The 17,278-nt window shown below is 34.4% G+C and carries 12 protein-coding genes; 3 read left to right on the forward strand and 9 right to left on the reverse strand.

Going from position 1 to position 17,278, the window contains the following annotated elements; translation table 11 throughout:
* Nucleotides 1-632 precede the first annotated feature (632 nt).
* Nucleotides 633-2,303, reverse strand: a complete 1,671-nt coding sequence (locus tag EM808_RS17010) for a glycoside hydrolase family 2 protein (protein ID WP_127739386.1) — start codon at nt 2,301-2,303, stop codon at nt 633-635.
* 186 nt (nt 2,304-2,489) lie between these two features.
* On the opposite strand from EM808_RS17010, the gene EM808_RS17015 reads away from it, so the two are divergent.
* Together EM808_RS17015 and EM808_RS17020 are read left to right on the forward strand one after the other, a co-directional pair.
* Nucleotides 2,490-3,278 (forward strand): AraC family transcriptional regulator, encoded by a 789-nt coding sequence (locus EM808_RS17015; protein ID WP_127739387.1) that lies wholly within the window; start codon nt 2,490-2,492, stop codon nt 3,276-3,278.
* A gap of 430 nt (nt 3,279-3,708) precedes the next feature.
* Nucleotides 3,709-4,332: a sugar O-acetyltransferase gene (locus EM808_RS17020; protein ID WP_127739388.1), complete on the forward strand. Its 624-nt coding sequence runs from the start codon at nt 3,709-3,711 to the stop codon at nt 4,330-4,332.
* A gap of 384 nt (nt 4,333-4,716) precedes the next feature.
* Here EM808_RS17020 and EM808_RS17025 read toward each other — a convergent pair whose 3' ends face one another.
* Nucleotides 4,717-5,616 (reverse strand): AraC family transcriptional regulator, encoded by a 900-nt coding sequence (locus EM808_RS17025; RefSeq protein WP_235856638.1) that lies wholly within the window; start codon nt 5,614-5,616, stop codon nt 4,717-4,719.
* 171 nt (nt 5,617-5,787) lie between these two features.
* Here EM808_RS17025 and melA point away from each other — a divergent pair, with 171 nt between their 5' ends.
* Nucleotides 5,788-7,113 carry an alpha-glucosidase/alpha-galactosidase gene (melA, locus tag EM808_RS17030; RefSeq protein ID WP_127739389.1) on the forward strand — a complete coding sequence of 442 codons (1,326 nt, stop codon included), beginning with the start codon at nt 5,788-5,790 and terminating at the stop codon, nt 7,111-7,113.
* Between the two features lie 243 nt (nt 7,114-7,356).
* Here the strand turns inward: melA and EM808_RS17035 are convergent, their stop codons facing one another.
* The 7 genes from EM808_RS17035 to EM808_RS17065 form a co-directional block, all read right to left on the reverse strand.
* On the reverse strand, nt 7,357-8,601 hold the full coding sequence (locus EM808_RS17035; RefSeq protein WP_127739390.1) for an MFS transporter: 1,245 nt from the start codon (nt 8,599-8,601) through the stop codon (nt 7,357-7,359).
* A gap of 147 nt (nt 8,602-8,748) precedes the next feature.
* A complete protein-coding gene (locus EM808_RS17040) occupies nt 8,749-10,950 on the reverse strand; it encodes an alpha-galactosidase (protein ID WP_127739391.1) in 2,202 nt (733 codons plus the stop codon).
* An 85-nt stretch (nt 10,951-11,035) separates the two neighbouring features.
* A complete protein-coding gene (locus tag EM808_RS17045) occupies nt 11,036-11,854 on the reverse strand; it encodes a carbohydrate ABC transporter permease (protein ID WP_127739392.1) in 819 nt (272 codons plus the stop codon).
* Entirely contained in the window at nt 11,854-12,720 is an 867-nt protein-coding gene (locus EM808_RS17050) for a carbohydrate ABC transporter permease (RefSeq protein ID WP_127739414.1), read from the reverse strand. The genes EM808_RS17045 and EM808_RS17050 overlap by 1 nt, the downstream gene beginning before the upstream one ends.
* Nucleotides 12,721-12,906: 186 nt before the next feature.
* Nucleotides 12,907-14,139, reverse strand: a complete 1,233-nt coding sequence (locus tag EM808_RS17055) for an ABC transporter substrate-binding protein (RefSeq protein ID WP_127739393.1) — start codon at nt 14,137-14,139, stop codon at nt 12,907-12,909.
* Between the two features lie 455 nt (nt 14,140-14,594).
* Nucleotides 14,595-15,620 (reverse strand): LacI family DNA-binding transcriptional regulator, encoded by a 1,026-nt coding sequence (locus EM808_RS17060; protein WP_127739394.1) that lies wholly within the window; start codon nt 15,618-15,620, stop codon nt 14,595-14,597.
* Nucleotides 15,621-16,277: 657 nt separating this feature from the next.
* Entirely contained in the window at nt 16,278-16,925 is a 648-nt protein-coding gene (locus tag EM808_RS17065) for a 2OG-Fe(II) oxygenase (RefSeq protein WP_127739395.1), read from the reverse strand.
* Nucleotides 16,926-17,278 lie beyond the last annotated feature (353 nt).

The following is a 17,278-nucleotide window of genomic DNA, read 5'->3' on the forward strand; positions in this document are numbered from 1 at the left end:
ATAACATTATATTGAATGGTGGAATTAGAATTGTATGTGCAAGAACTCCCATCCAGTCTACGCCTTTATCAAAATACCAGTATCCTTTAAACTTAAATTCGATCACCACATCAAAAACCACCTGAAGCGCAATGGTAAATGTCCATATATTTACTTTTCTATTCATTGTCGGTATTTTATTTTTTTTAAACGCTATAACATTAAATAGAATAATCGAAATAAAAAGGATTACCATAGATTTTCCTGTCCTTATAATTTTAGTATTAGATTAACCATTGCAACTTATTTAATACCTTAATTAACTAAGTAACAAGAATTTTTTCACTGTCGCTTCCATTTCGAATGACCGGATGAGGGTTATTTATGTAGAAGGGTCAACCAATGAAGGTTGACAAAAATCGTATTAGTGAAGCAAAAGAAAATTTTAATTACTGGCTGACACTATATATTATTCATTATTCTCTTTAAAGGATGGGTTTTTGTCTATAAAAAAAATGTACCGTATTGTACGATAGTACATCTTTCTAAAGATAAATATTTCTTATGGATAACTCTTACCAATTGTCCATTATCCATGAAATTCAGATTATTATAATGATTGTTTCTTTTACCGCTGTTTGGAGTTTAAAAACTTAATAGGAAAGGAAAATTTCCTTTACTTTATGATAAGCAAGCTTTTCTCTTCGATAAGTATCTACGAGTCCTTTATTGTTTTGGGATTTCGGCCTTCCATGAAACCATCCTTTGTCTACTCTACAATCTGCATACTGCCAGATGATTACACCACTTAATTCTTCATCCGATAAAATGGTAGTTACTTGTTCCGTTAAAGCAGTCTTCTGGTATTCTTCCGTCCACTTTTCCTGATTATTATTCCTGTAACCATAAATTGCGCCAGCTCCAATTTCACTGATTAGTAGTGGTTTACCTGCTCCAGAAGTACTATTAACGAACTTTTTCAGATTGTATAAAGAATCCTTTACTGATGTTTCATGATACCATCGCGGGTAGATATTAAAAGATACTATATCAACCAAATCCAGGCACAGATCTGAACCTATATGTGCCTCAAGACTTGCAAAGGATACCGGACGACTAGAATCTAAATGTTTAATAAGTTCAAACTGTTTTGCGTAGCAGGATCTCCCAAACTCTGTGTTACTCACACATTCATTTAATATCCCCCATACATAAATAGATGGGTGGTTTATATGACTTTCAATCATTTCTTTAATACAATCCAAACTTTGTTTCTCAAAGTTTTTGTGTCTCATCTGTTCTTCACTTAATCCTCTTGCATGAGACTCTTCCCATACAAGTATTCCATTCTCATCACATAAATCTAAAACACGCTCATCATTAGGATAATGACTCGTTCGAATACAATTTGCACCTAATGACTTAATCATTTCAATATCTCGATACATTGCTTCTATGGGAAGTGCACATCCGAATTCTGCATAGTCTTCATGGCGATTTACTCCTTTAATAATTACCTTTTCTCCGTTAAACAAAATGTCCTTTCCATTGACTTTTACTTCACGAAAGCCTACTCTGTCAATCAAATCGTCCACTTCTTTTTCCTTGTCGAATAGCTTTGCTTCCAGCATATATAATTTTGGATTTTCCAATGTATACGTAGTTGCAGCAGGAAACTCAAAGCGATTCTCTAATAGTGTTTCAGCATTAGGAGGAAGTACTTTGTCAACAAAGGAAATCTCATCATCACCAACCTTAATTTTTAGCGTTACAAGCTTTTTCTCATTGGAAAGATTCCTTAGCAAAGCTCTGATTGATGCATACCATTTCCCATCTTCCTGATTTGGGATAAAGTGAGTATTTTTAATAAACATTTCACCAATTTCCTCAAGGACTATCGGCCGGGTAATTCCACCGTAAGAATGATAATCGTTGCTCACATGCAAAGCAGACTCCTCATGAAAGGAATTATCCACAATAACCTCCAGTAAATGTTCACCATGAGGTATATCCTGTAATAATATATCGAATTCTGTATAAGCATTATAATGGTATCCAACCTGCTTCTTGTCCAGGTATACATATGCCGTATGGCTGACTCCTTTAAATACTAGACGGGCATTTCCCCCAAAGGTTACTCTCTTTGAATACACTGCCTTGCCTTTATAAGAAGCAAGATTTGGATTGCTTTCCCAGCAGCTCGGAACAAGCATTTTGTATTCCTCTTGTTTTTCCCCCGATGAACTTAAGATATGAAAATCCCATATAGGATCAAGTGGTACTTCTCTACGGACCATGTGATTTTGAAATAACCTCGTATACATAAATACCCTCCAAGCTTCATTTTAATTAACATCACTTAAAATCACTACAAATATCATCACTGATAAAAAGTAAGATTCATACTGTTTCATCAAGTACTTGATAATGGTTTCAATATAAAACTTTAAAGGCATATCTTCAATAACATATAATAAGATTAAACTGATATATACTGAGGTGATAAAGAGTTGTTTAACATTTTGCGAATGGGTTGCAATACTGCACACGGCAACAACTTTTCTGTTAATCGTCCTAAAGGGTATGAATGGTGTCTTCTCTTGTTTGTTAAATCTCCGGCAGTTTTTATAATAGAGGGAGAGGCTATAAATACACCCGCTAATACACTGATAATCTTTGATAAGAATTATCCTCATGAGTACAAATCGAGCGGAGCTGAATACAAAAATGACTGGATACATTTTGAACTTAATGCGTCTTTTTTTGACCAATACCCAATTAATTTGAATACCCCACTGTATATTTCGAACCATTTATATATATCTGATTTAATCCAAAAAATAGCAAATGAATTTTATTCTAACAATTCATATAAGGAGCAAACCATCGAATATTTGATGCGTGTTTTATTCGTAAAGACGAAAGAAATGGTGGAGACAAATACTCTCCAACCTTGGCGCTCAAAAGTTCATGAGGAACTAATTAAACTTCGAAGTGAAATTTACAGCAACCCTCAACACAATTGGTCAATAGCATTTATGGCTAGTAAGCTACATATAAGCTGTGGTCATTTACAAAATATCTATAAAAATACCTTCCATATCTCCTGTATGTCTGATGTTATCAAAAGTAGAATTACTTACGCTAAGGAGCTTCTTATGGAATCTGATTTACAGGTGGGGGAAATTTCAAATTTATGTGGTTATGAAAATGAGGTTCATTTTATGAGGCAGTTTAAGAAGTTAACTACTTTAACTCCTTCTGAGTATCGTAGGTTGAACAGTATTACAGATAAGTAAAGTTAAAACTTATGAAAGTTAGGAACATGTTTGAGGCTGGTTGAGACTTAATCTCTTATAACAAGTGAAGCTGTGATGCTGCATTAAGGATATCGGGGTTACTGGAAAAAATTCAGAGAAGGAGATTTTAGAATGAATCCAGCAGTGAGTCTCGGTGTGTTAAAAGGTGAAGATCGGGTTCAAGCATATTTGGAATACTTATCTTGCGAGGAAGACAACATTTTACCCTCCTATCACACTAACTTACCATTGAAGTTAGTGTGTAAACGTTTTACGATTAGAATAATCATAACAAAAAGGGAATTCTTTCAGAAAAGAGAAGGTTTCTTGTTTCACTTTATATGTAAGTAAGATAGTCTAACATTTTCAAAGAAAATGCGATATAAAGTTAGTCTAACAATTAGAATCGAAAATAGGAGTGAATATATATATGTCTATTAAAGAAAAAATGAAAAGCGGGAAATTATATCTCTGCAATGATGAAGCTTTGGGGAAAGAGCAAACGCAATGTTTAGAGGTATTATATGACTTTAACCATACTAGACCTTCTGAACGAGAAAAAAGAAAGGAAATTTTGCATAAATTGTTTGCGGAAATAGGAAATAATGTTTATATCGAACCACCACTTCATGCAAACTGGGGAAGACACACACATTTAGGAAATGATGTCTACGCAAATTTTAACCTGACATTGGTAGATGACACCGATATTTATATAGGAAATAATGTGTTAATTGGTCCTAATGTAACGATTGATGCTGGTACTCATCCAATTCATCCGGAATTGCGGAGAAAAGCAGCACAGTATAACCTGCCTGTGATAATTGAGGATAATGTTTGGATTGGTGCTGGAGCAATTATTTTACCAGGGGTTCGTATTGGGGAAAACACAGTAATTGGAGCCGGCAGTGTAGTTACGAAGGATATTCCACCTAATGTTGTAGCAATAGGAAGCCCTTGCAGGATACTGAGAAAAATCAATGAGAATGATATGAAATATTATCATAAAGACAGAAAAATAAACGAAGAAGATTTACTAAATATTCTTAAATAATCTTACCTTATTTGAAGGTGTATATTATAAGGTTAAGAGTATAAGGAAGGCTCTCTTAACCGTGCAAAGTTGACACTAATAAAGATATTAAGCAGCCTTATTTCATTTTCAATTGATGTAAGGTTGCTTATTTTGTTTGTAATTATAATTCCTCCGTATTCCTTAGCAACTTTAAATATTTAGGCATCTCTTGAACAAGGTAGATTCTAATAAGGCGTCACCCATTATTAAAGGCAACACCTCCCCTGTTTCTTCTAACCAAATGAGAGATGTGCAAGATAAAACTGCTCCCATAAAGCTCTCATCCTTTACTTCTTCTTTCCACAATAGGTTGCCCTTATTAAAACGGTATTTCTCTTTTAAACTAATCAGATGATATACTTCCTAATCAATGATTAAATGATCAATTCCAACAATGTCTTTACTCTCTCGAAATGTTCCGGCTGATACACCAACCGCTTTTCGGAACACTTTGTTAAAATAGTTGGCATTTGCATAACCTACTTGGGTAGCAATGTCTGTTACAGGGATTCTTGTTGAACGAAGGAGCTCTACTGCCTTTTGAATTCTAATTTTGGTAAGGTATTGCATAGGTGTCATATTTAGTTGGTGCTGAAACTGCTTAATAAAGTAATATCTTGAAAAACCGGATACGGCTGCTATTTCATCGAGTGTAATTGGTTCATGATAATGTGTTTGAATAAAGGTCAATGCCTCTGTAATCTGGCTAGAGAAACCTTTCGCTGTTTTTTCAATATTCCTTATGAAACGGTAACATTCCATCACAAACTCATAAGCCTTAGCTGAGGCATAATAGGCATCTGTAACCTTTTGTTCAGATGTTTCTTGATAGATTTTCAGCAAAAGCCTAATCAGCTTTGAATCTGGAGGAACTTTCAAGACAGGACCACTCAGTTCTTGCATTTGCCGCCAACAAGCCGAGGCTTCTCTTCCTACTAATGTAATAAAAATAAACTCCCAACCCTCACTTTCCTTTGGAAAGTAATATCGATGATCGCTGGGAATCTCGACAATAAAGGCTTCTCCCGCCTTAACAGTATAACTTTTGCCCACTGCATCAATCCTACCCATTCCTGACAAAGTATATTGAAAAACATAAGTTCCTACGTCTTTCCGCTTTAACCCATGCCAATCATAAACTACTCCAGGCATTATCTCTTCACGGCCAAGCACTAAAATATTTGCCATATGAATTACATCTTGAAAACGAAAGCCGTACGTCTGATAATCCTTCACAGATTTCCCCCTATAAATTAAGGACAATATTTCACCCTCCTATCGCACTAACTTACCATTGATACAGTTATGTAAGCGATTTATCATTATTATAACAACAAAAATATAGAGTTGAATACGGGCTACTTTTTTTATTTTTTAAAGCAATTTTTTCTTTTAAGGGATTTGATTAGTTGCCCAATAACAGGAGGTTAATGAATGTCGAAAATTACGTTTATTGGAGCAGGGAGTACAGTTTTCGCCAAAAATATTCTAGGTGACTGCATGTATATTCCTGCATTAGCTGGTTTCGAGTTCGCATTATTTGATATAGACAACCAACGCTTAAAAGACTCGGAAAATATGTTAAATAATTTAAAACAAGGATTACAGGCAAACATTGTTGTGAAAGCCTATTCGAATCGCAAAGAAGCATTGCGAGGAGCAAAATACATTATTAATGCCATTCAAGTTGGTGGCTACAAACCAAGCACGATTATAGATTTTGAAATACCTAAAAAATATGGCCTCCGTCAAACAATTGCTGATACAATCGGGATTGGCGGCATTTTTCGTTCTCTTCGCACCATTCCGGTTATGTGGGATTTCGCTAAGGTTATTGAAGAGGTTTGTCCGGATGCCCTGCTTTTAAACTATACAAATCCAATGGCAACATTAACAGGAGCAATGCTGCGCTATACAAATGTTAAGACCGTTGGATTATGCCACAGTGTTCAAGTTTGCAGTGAACACCTCCTTAAATCCTTAGGTATGGATCACGAAGGAGTAGAAGAAAAAATTGCTGGTATTAACCATCTGGCATGGCTTCTTGAAATCAAACGCGACGGCAAGGACTTATATCCGGAAATTAAACGCCGTGCGAGGGAAAAACAACAAACAAAACATAATGATATGGTTCGCTTCGAATTAATGGACAGATTTGGATACTATGTAACTGAATCCTCTGAACATAACGCTGAGTACCATCCGTATTTCATTAAACGCAATTATCCGCATTTAATCGAGAAATTTAACATTCCACTCGATGAGTATCCACGTCGCTGTATAGAACAAATTGAACGATGGGACAAAATGCGCGACGAGATGGTCTTTAATAAGCATTTAACCCATACCCGTTCGCACGAATACGGTTCCCGTATTATTGAAGCGATGGAGACGAATGTTCCGTTTAAATTTGGCGGAAACATTTTAAATACAGGGCAATTAATTAGTAATTTACCGGAAAAAGCAGTTGTTGAGATATCTTGTATTGCTGATCGGAGCGGAATCACTCCTTGTTATGTAGGGGATCTTCCAGAACAGTTGGCTGCCCTTAACCGTTCAAATATTAATACACAGCTTTTAACAATTGAAGCTGCGGTAACGAAAAAGAAAGAACATATCTATCAGGCAGCAATGCTTGATCCTCATACTTCTGCCGAATTATCAATAGATGACATCATTGCGATGTGCGATGATTTAATTGAAGCTCATGGTAACTGGATTCCAGAGTTTGAAGATCCTAAACAAATTTCGTTCATCTGACGAATAGAGTATTAACTGTATAAATATAAAAATACTAAAGGGCAACTAATATTTACAGTGCAGTTCAAGAGTTAGTTGCCTTTCTTTAATATCAGTGACTAGATATACTTCCTATCTATACATATAAGATTGAATGGAAAAACATATGGAATGTCCGTTTGGGTTTTTGCATTTCTTTATCGCTTCAGCTTAGGTGATATCTTATTGAGAAGCTACATTCACGGTGCAGTTGAACTATCAACTTCAGATGATATTCTCTACATTTAAACTTTTAACGGAAGCTTTTTTTTCAGTTTTATTTGGTAATGTAAACATAGACAAAATTGTAAAGATTAAAGCAATGCTACCTAGCAACAAATACGCACTCTTAAAACCGACTGTATCATACATATTACCGGCGATCGTCGATAAAAAGATCGAACCAACTTGCTTTGAAAACTGAAATCCGATTAAATAAATGGTAGCCGACAATCTCATATCAAAATTGGCTGAAATAAATTTAAATACAGCTACTAATAAAATGGGTACCTCAATGGCATGCATTAATTTTAATAAACTAATGAAGATAGGTCCGTCCGCAATGCCGGACCCTAAAATTCTGAATGACATAACAAACCCAGCATAAATAAGAGCCTTCTTCGCCCCAAATTTATTAATAATAAATGGAGCTAGTATCATAACAATAGCTTCAAGAAAAATTTGAAGGGTTACAAGATTCCCAAACACCTCAGTACCCTTGTCTGCTGTTGCAAAGAAGTGAGTAAAATATACCGGGAATTGTTGATCATACACATCATAAATACACCCTACCCCCAAAACGTATAGTACAAAAAACCAAAATTTTTTATTTTTAAATAAAGCAATGGTTGAACCCTTTGGTACCTGCGATTCAATGTTTCTAGTACCTTTTTGGAGATTATTATCTAATTTTGCAACACTTAAAACGATCGCTAGTAAAACAGCTGCCATACTACTAATCCAAAAAATCAAGTCTGGATTAGAGGTAAATAAATGGCCTGTAACAAAAGAACTAATTGCCGCACCTATGTTACCAAATACCCTTACACGTCCATATTCAAAGTTATTTAGGTGACTTACTCTTTCAATGTATGCTTCAATAGCACCTACACCGCCATTAAAAACAGCGCCCAGGTAAGCGCCACCAATTATAGCTGCCAAAATAATATTTGTTTTTAGTAGGACAGGAAGTATATAAACAAAAAATGGCCCTATTAAGACTAATAATCCAACAAAAAACCATAATAAGTTCTTTCTCAAACCTAACTTATCTGAAATAATACCAAAAAAGGGCTGGTAACAAATAGCGGATATAGAAATAGCAGAAAATATAATTCCTGTTTCTGTTGAACTTAAACCACCTATGTTGGTAAGCCACAATGATAAAAACATCGTACATGCAGCCCAAATAAAGAAATATAATAAAAAGAAAGTTCCGAAAAGCCAATAACTCTTATTTAGTTTTTTCAATTACATCTCCTCCACCATCTTATAAAATAAATGATTTAAAACACATATTTAAAAACATGATGGAAATGATGTTTTATCGATTCCCATCACGTTTTCTTGATTTTCACCCTTCTGGGTTATTAAGTTGTAACAGCAGATTTACTCTTTTTAGGATTTACTCTCTTTTAATCTTAAAACATAACTTTGGAAATCTCCTTTTATTTCAGCTGGGATACTAATTCCAGCGTATGTAAGCTCGTCTCCACCATACACTTTATCTGTTCCCACAACCTGGTATTGCTTACATGGGTCAATTCCTTTTAACTTTATAAAGGTTAAAGGAGCAGCTGGTTCAGCTAATACTCGGAAATAAAAGACTATAATTTCCGTTTTATCTTTTGTTGTAAACAACCAAGACGTTTCATCGCCTTCGAACGGACTTTGCAAGCGGTAAAAATCACCAAATTGGATTAATTGACGAATTTCTTTATACTCTGACACCTGATCTTTAACCATTTCTTTTTCTTCGTTTGAGAGTTTTGCCAAATTTAGTTCGTAGCCCAAATTACCTGACATAGCCACGTTTCCACGCATTTCTAACGAAGTATAGCGATGTACCTGATGGTTTGGAACCGCAGAGACATGAGCACCCATTGAAACAATTGGATACACGAGACTCGTGCCATATTGAATCTTCAAACGTGATATAGCATCTGTATTGTCGCTTGTCCAGGTCTGTGGCATATAATACAACATACCAGGATCAAATCTCCCGCCTCCTCCAGAACAGCTTTCAAAAAGGATGTGCGGAAAATCAGAAACAATATTCTCCATAACTTTATAAAGACCTAGCATATAACGGTGTGCTGTTTCTCTTTGCCTCTCAGCTGGTAATACAGCAGAACCAATTTCTGTCATATGACGATTCATATCCCATTTAACATAGGAAATCGGCGCACTTGATAGAATATCACTAATCCGTTTCGTTATTTCATCACAAACATCTTCTCTAGAAAAGTCTAGTATAAGTTGATTGCGACTTTCAGACCTACTTCGATTTGGAACATGTAGGCACCAATCTGGATGCTGTCGATACAAGTCACTGTCAACAGAAAGCATTTCTGGTTCAACCCAGAGACCAAATTCCATCCCCATATCCTTGACACTATGTGCAAGTTGATCCAATCCATTTGGTAGCTTATTCTGATCAACGAACCAATCTCCTAAGGACGAATTATCATTATCCCGCTTTCCATACCATCCATCATCAAGTACAAACAATTCTATTCCTAATTTACGCCCTGTTTCAGCAATTTCAAGAATTTTTTGGGAATTGAAGTCAAAATATGTTGCTTCCCAGTTATTTATTAGAATAGGTCGCTCCTTATCTCGATATAACCCTCGCACTAAGCGGTTACGGTACAATTCATGAAACGTTCTTGACATTTCCCCAATACCTTCTGATGAATATACCATAACTACTTCAGGAGATTGAAAACTTTCTCCCACTTCTAATTTCCAGCGAAAATCAAATGGATTAATCCCCATGGTTACACGTGTATTACTAAACTGATCTACTTCTGCTTGTGCCAAGAAATTCCCGCTATAAACGAAGTTAAAGGCAAAAACTTCACCGCTATCTTCAGTAGTATCTTTTTTCAGAAGTGCAATAAACGGATTATGCTGGTGGCTGCTTGCACCTCTTGTGCTTTCGATAGATTGAATTCCATGCCGCAACGGTTTGCGCTCAATATGTCTTTCTTTTACATGTGCACCATGGAGATGCAAGAAGTCGAAATCCGCATTTCTAAAATCAACACAAAGACTCTGGGCACTAAGCAATGTAACCGACTCATTTCCCTTATTATCGAAGCGTACAGAACGTGTTATTACGTTAAGATGTTCGAAAACGGTATAGCACAATATAACTTTTAATCCTATTATTGAGTCTTCCATTGTAATCTCAAGTGTTTCTGCTTCATTATCTTTTTCAACATAAGTTGAGGGCAGCCCATTAAGTTTGGGCTTACCTTTAACAATCTTATGTGAAATATATCTTAAATCTGATATCGTTGATCCATTCTCCAATTGAATTTGATAAGCTGGCTTACGGAAATCAGAGTTCCCATACTGTGGATATTCTTGCGGTAACGTATCTAAAGAGAATACTCTGTCATTTCTGTGCTCATATGGATTACCAGAGAAACCCCTGTCTTGATATTGAAGATAGTTTGAGAAATTATATTTCGCTATCCCTTTCCCCCAATAATAATGCACAAGGTAACCATCACGTAGAATACCTATTACATAACTAGTATCCTTTGCTTTTAAATGAAATGTTCTCTCTGATGCTTGATAATAAATCCCCATTTTTTACAACTCCAATGCTCTATTATACGTAACTACTTTTCTTCTAAAAATTCAGATAGGATTTCGTTGGATGTTTAATATTTAATTATTTAATGGCACCCTTGACAACTCCACCAATAATCCATCTCTGAGCAAATAAGTAGATAATTACCATAGGAGCCATGGATAAAAGATAGGATGCGAAGGCCAAATTATAGTCTGTACCAAATTCAGTCTGGAACACGTACTGTACTAGTGGAAGCGTGTAATCTGCCGAATCGCTCAAAATTACTAAAGGAAGCAAGAAATCATTCCATGCCCATAAACAAGTCAAAATACCGATTGTTGCGTTAATTGGTGTTAAAAGAGGAAAGATGACCTTCCAAAACACTCCCCATGTACTGCTTCCATCCATTATGGCTGCTTCCTCTAACTCTACAGGAATAGAACGGATGTATCCGACATAAATGAAAATATTCATTGCCATACCATAAACCACATACAGAATAGTTAAACCAATAGGATTATTTAATCCAATTGCAGAGGTTTGTTTCACAATAGGTAACATGATAATTGGAAATGGGATAAATAAAGCACTAACAAAGTAGTAATATAACATTCTAAAAAGCTTTCTATGCATATTCCTAGCAATCGCATAAGCTACAAGTGAATTAGATAGAATAGTAAATACTAAGGTAAAGAAAGTGATTAGTGCACTATTTTTGAAAGCAGCAAAGAAGTTGGTAGCTTCAATTGCTCTTATAAAGTTATCCCAATGAAAATTAAGAGGAAACGATAATGCCGACTCTGCTAATTCCTGCGGACTTTTTAACGCAATAGAGATGGTAATATACAATGGGAAAAGTATTATTAACGATCCTAAAGCAATTAGAATTGTTATAGGCCAGTTCACACGTTGGTTCATTACATATTCATCTCCCTTTTTTGTAGTACTTTAAGCTGGAACACAGAAATTGCCATGATGACGATGAAGTAAATTACAGCGTTTGCAGACTGATAGGCAAACTCACCGCCGCTAAATCCTCCATTATAGATTAACAAGGCAATAGAAGTGGTTGAGTAACCAGGGCCTCCATTTGTCATTGCTACTATCTGATCAAAAACCATCATTGAATTTTTCATTGATAACACCATATTAATTGTAAAGAACGGTGCAATTACCGGAAAGGTTACTTTCCAAAATTGCTGCCATCTATTTGCACCATCTAGACTTGAAGCTTCATATAATTCCGTTGGCACAGTTTGCAGACCTGATAAATACAAAATGATATTAAAGGCACATGATTGCCATAAAAAAACAAGCAATATACCAATCCAAGCAAGATCAGCATTTCCAAGTATATTTTGGGTTAAAAACCCAATCCCATATTTTTCCCCTATGTCTGGAAGAATACTAGTAAAGAAAAAATTGAAAATAAATCCGACGATTAACACACTTAATATATTCGGTAAAAAATAAACCGCTCTAAAAAAGTTTTTACCTTTAATTTTTGCGTTCAATCCAACTGCTAGAACTAGACTGAATAAATTGATAAGAATAGCACCTACAACAGCAAATTTAAAGGTGAAGCCATATGAATCTAGGATTGCCTGATCTTTAAATAAGTTAATATAGTTTTTAAAACCTACAAAATCATAATCCAGCGCAATTCCGTTCCAATTAGTGAATGAATAATAAATTCCCTTTAATGCCGGAAGAGTATGAAAGGCAAAGAAAAGCAAGGCCGCAGGTATAACCATTAAATAAAAAGTAATCATTCTCGGATTTATTTTCTTCTTACGAATTATCACTGGTTTAGAGTTCGGCGTAGAAGTTTGTAGTTTTCCAACCATTGATTCATTATTTTTCATTAAAGTTGCACTCCTTTTTTAAAGGGTGGAGCTGTCTCATAAGCTATTACATTTTTATTAAACATATATAGTAATAGCATCATAAAGACAGTCCCCTATTAAAAACTACTGACGATTTTGAACTTTTTCCCAATCTTTTTGTACCTTATCTAGAAAAGCATCTACATCTTTCTCCATTACCAATGTCTGTAATGTTTTATCAGGTGCTACTCCATTTGGAATGTAGTGATCTGGAAAGTCTGCTAATGCTCCTTTTTCAAAGCTTTCTTTTAGTTCAGCAACAGTTGGGTCATCCTGAGTTATTCCTTCAAGTGCTGAAAATGCATTCTGTTCACCAATATATTGTTTGGCGTTTTCTTCTTTCAGAAGGAATTCAATAAATTTTTGTGCTTCTTCAGGGTGTTTTGATGATGCTGACGTAGCAAGCATTAAGTCTACACCAGAAACTAACTTTGTCTCATCTGGATTATTTGTTGCTGGAAATGGAAATACTCCTAAATCAATGTTTGGGTTAGCTTTCTTTATTTCGGGAATTGCCCAGATCCCTTGTAAATACATAGCAGCCTCTCCATTGGCAAATGCAGTATTCCCATCATTATAACCAACACCCTGCTGGTTATTGTGACCATAATTAGCTAAATCAACTATTTTCTCAGCTGCCTCTTTATATCTTTCTCCTGCAAGGATTTTCCCTTTATTTAACTGAGTATAGAAGTCTTCTCCCTGAGTGTTAGCAGCAAGAGCATTAAATGCCGATAAAATGGTCCAAGAATCCTTATATGTATGATAGAAAGGAATTTGCCCTGAATCATGTACCTTCTTGGCTACAGCCATGAAATCATCCCATGTTTCTGGTATCTCCAGGTTCAATTCCTTAAAAATTGATTTATTGTAGATAACTCCAACAGCATTAGCTGCATAAGGAATTCCATAAACCTTCTCCTCGTTAGATACATCTTTTAGCATTTGTATATATGCCTGCTGAATATTCTCAAGGTTTTTATCTTTTGATACATCTGTGAATACACCTGTTTCAGATAAATCTTTATAAGTTATATCTCCCCCAATTCCCATAACATCTGGAATATCTGATTTTGATACCCTTGTACGTAGAACAGTAGTAGCTTCTGGTGGACTCGTTTGTTCCACATCGATATTTGGATTTTCCTTTTCAAATTTCTCAATCAATTTATCAAACGTTTCCATACCTTCACGTTTATAATGAAAAAATTCGATTTCAACCTTTCCATCTTGCCCATTTGCATTTTTTCCACCACATCCTGCAAGTAATGAGATTGATAATGCTCCTGCCGTTAGTAATGAGATTGTTTTCTTCATTAGAACCCCTCCACATTTTTAGTAAAATTACATTAAGTTTACCTTTAGTATTTTCATATTGTTGATAACGGTTTCATTTAATGGAAAACATCCCTTTCAGCAAAATCCTATAATAGTTATTCTTTTGCCAAAATACAATATGAAAAACTCCAACTTTACTTAATTTAACTAGTTAAATTAAGTAAAGTATCATATTTATAATTTACCAAAAAAGGCGCTTACGTACAATATTTTTTTTATTTTTATAATACTTTGATAAATATTAGTTAAATGATTACTTATTTTTCAAAACATTATTTTGTTGAAATGATTGTGTATAAATGAAAAACAGGAAGGACTTTAACAACAATAGATTGTTGCTAAAGTCCTTCCTGTCTCTAAAATACTATAGTAGGTACTACGCTACTCAAATTATATAGGATATTACCCATTATATATATTAAGATTAAAGATAATTATTTTATACATTCACCAACACTATCTCGATAGATTAATTGTGCAGGAAGAATAACCTTCAATGGTATTTCCCTTCCTTTTATTCGATCGAAAAGCAATTTTACAGCCGTTTTCCCCATTTCATCCCCTTGTACTCTAACAGAAGAAAGAGGAGGATTCATAAATGCAGCAGCCTCAATATCATCAAAACTGAAAACAGAAACTGAATCAGGTACTGCGATATCAGCTTCATGCAACGCTCGGAGTACTCCAATCGCCATTGGATCGCTCCCCACTACAATGGCACTTCCAAGAAGTTGACTTTCTATTAGTTGTTTCGTTAAATTATATCCACTTGTAGTCCCCCAATCACCTTCTAAGACTTTAGTAGGGTTATACAAGTTTTTTTCTTTCATGTTTTTTTCAAAAGTAATTTTACGAATATCCTCTTTTTTTCTTATCTTTGTTTCTACTAATTCATATACATTACCTTTACCGCCTAAATAAACTATATCGGTATGGCCACGTGAAAATAAAAACTCCATTACTTGATTGGTCGCACCCTCAAAATCAGAGATAACAACATCAACATTTGTATCTAAGGGTAGATAATCTACTGCAACAATATTATTGTTTTTATTATAAATTTTCCTTAGATCGTCAATTTCAATATCGCCTATGACAATCAGTCCATCCAACCCATTCAAGCTTTCAGAGGAGATATTATTTTTACCTACCATCATAGTTGAAACAATTGTTAAGCCATACTGCTGACAGCTATTTTCTATCCCATTCCTAATAGAATAAAAATACGGATCAATATTTTCATCATTTAACATAATAAGACCAATATGAAATTCATCCGCTTGCTTTACTAGTTTTGAACTCTTCTTCCTTAACGGTTTATAATCTAATTCGTTAACTATACTAATAACTCTACTTCTCGTTTCCTCTGTAACCGATAGTGTAGGGTCATTATTAATAATCCTTGAAACAGTTGCTGTTGATACATTGGAAAGTCTCGCTATGTCTTTTAATGTTACCATATTTATCACCTTTTTGTTTTTAGTTAAATTAACTAAAATTATCTAATAATAATTTAACAATAAAAGCACTTTGCTGCAAGAGTTTAGTTTATTATAGACTCTTTTTTATAGCAAATATGAAAACAAATAGAGATAACCCAACAAAGGAAACGGTATTTGAAATTATACTGAAGATAATAATTGGTTTAGCTTTTGGTTATTTCCTTACATTTGTAGGGGTTATTTTTATAGTTAGCAAACAAAACTCCCTCAATAAACAAACACTTATCTCTAAAACATGCAGGTTTCACGCAGTAAATGAGCGTTAACTCCTAAAACAAGCGTTAATCCTTATTAGATTGAAATTGAATATAACAAAAACGCCTCACAACCCTTTTATACCAGGGAATTAGACGCGTTTTCACCGAAATTATTAGGCGTTAAAAAGAATTTAACGCAGAATTATATATTCGTATATTAAACAGTTCATTGATCAGAGTAAAATCATTTTTGAAAAATTAGTTACGGACAAATTTATCCAACACTAAATTTAATTGCCCAAGACGAATTAGCAAAATTTCGTACTTCATCTGTCCATGGAAAACCTTATAGTAATGATCTACTTCTTCCTACTATTCACTAATCCTTATTTTAATGTAAACTATAATTATAGTTGCTTTATCTGATTTTTTGTTTTCGCATCCATTGAGTAGCTACCCATTTTTCTCCTTTGATAACAGGAGCTCCACCGTGTAAAGTTAACTCATTTAAATCTTCATTATTATAAAAATACTCAAAATATACAGCGCTTCCTTTTTTAGGGGATATGGACAGATTTAATTTTGGGAAATAGGTTTCTCCACCTTCTTCCACATCATTCAAATAAATAACGAGTGTGCTAATTCTATTGTTTTTAGCAGCTTTACTAGCAGAATTAAAAAAATCAAAATGTGCTTTATATTCTTGACCAGGTGTATATTTAAGAATTTGGATACCTTCGGCATGTTCAATAGGAATACACATTATAGCGGAAATTCTTTTTTCTAATTTTTCAAGAATATCGTTTTCGTTTCCTTGGAAAAACATACTACTACTTGTTCTAATATCATTCACTTCTCCTTCTCCAGAAGAACTAATCTTAGAGCGTTTTAAATTATCTTTAGAAAATTCAATTAATTTATCGCATTCTTGATCGCTTAAAACATTATCTAAAACAACTATTAGGGGTTCATCAAATTTAGTAACAATATTTATTTTTCTGTCATCTACAATAATGTGATCTCCACTTTGATAAAAAATAGATTCTTCATTGATACTTGTTTTCATTTGTTTCACTCCTTATAACATTTTTATTGAATTAATGGCCTTAACAAGCCCTTATTTCAGTCATGAGTTGTTACCGCAACATATTTATTTCAAAAAATCTTACCGTAGCTAAACAACGTCTCGTTTATAAAGTACCATAAAAAACAAATTATTCCTATCTTAATCAATAACCACCATCTTTACTAAATTAATCAAATAAAAAAGATATGATATAGGTATAAATGTCAACATAAATATGTACATTTTCGCTCGTTTAAGGATGTACAAAATCACTTGTTTTCTTGCGCTAAATGATCCTTTAAACGGTAGGAATTTCCCACCATTGTCACAACTTTCGCATGGTGTAAAATTCG

Source organism: Niallia taxi (assembly GCF_004005475.1).
Classification (GTDB): Bacteria; Bacillota; Bacilli; order Bacillales; family Cytobacillaceae; genus Niallia; species Niallia taxi.

Bases quoted from the DNA above. Each gene is read 5' to 3' on its own strand.
- EM808_RS17010 (WP_127739386.1), bottom strand. From the start codon at position 2,303: ATGTATACGAGGTTATTTCAAAATCACATGGTCCGTAGAGAAGTACCA.
- EM808_RS17045 (WP_127739392.1), bottom strand. From the start codon at position 11,854: ATGAACCAACGTGTGAACTGGCCTATAACAATTCTAATTGCTTTAGGA.
- EM808_RS17055 (WP_127739393.1), bottom strand. From the start codon at position 14,139: ATGAAGAAAACAATCTCATTACTAACGGCAGGAGCATTATCAATCTCA.
- EM808_RS17065 (WP_127739395.1), bottom strand. From the start codon at position 16,925: ATGAAAACAAGTATCAATGAAGAATCTATTTTTTATCAAAGTGGAGAT.
- EM808_RS17060 (WP_127739394.1), bottom strand. From the start codon at position 15,620: ATGGTAACATTAAAAGACATAGCGAGACTTTCCAATGTATCAACAGCA.
- EM808_RS17040 (WP_127739391.1), bottom strand. From the start codon at position 10,950: ATGGGGATTTATTATCAAGCATCAGAGAGAACATTTCATTTAAAAGCA.
- melA (WP_127739389.1), top strand. From the start codon at position 5,788: ATGTCGAAAATTACGTTTATTGGAGCAGGGAGTACAGTTTTCGCCAAA.
- EM808_RS17020 (WP_127739388.1), top strand. From the start codon at position 3,709: ATGTCTATTAAAGAAAAAATGAAAAGCGGGAAATTATATCTCTGCAAT.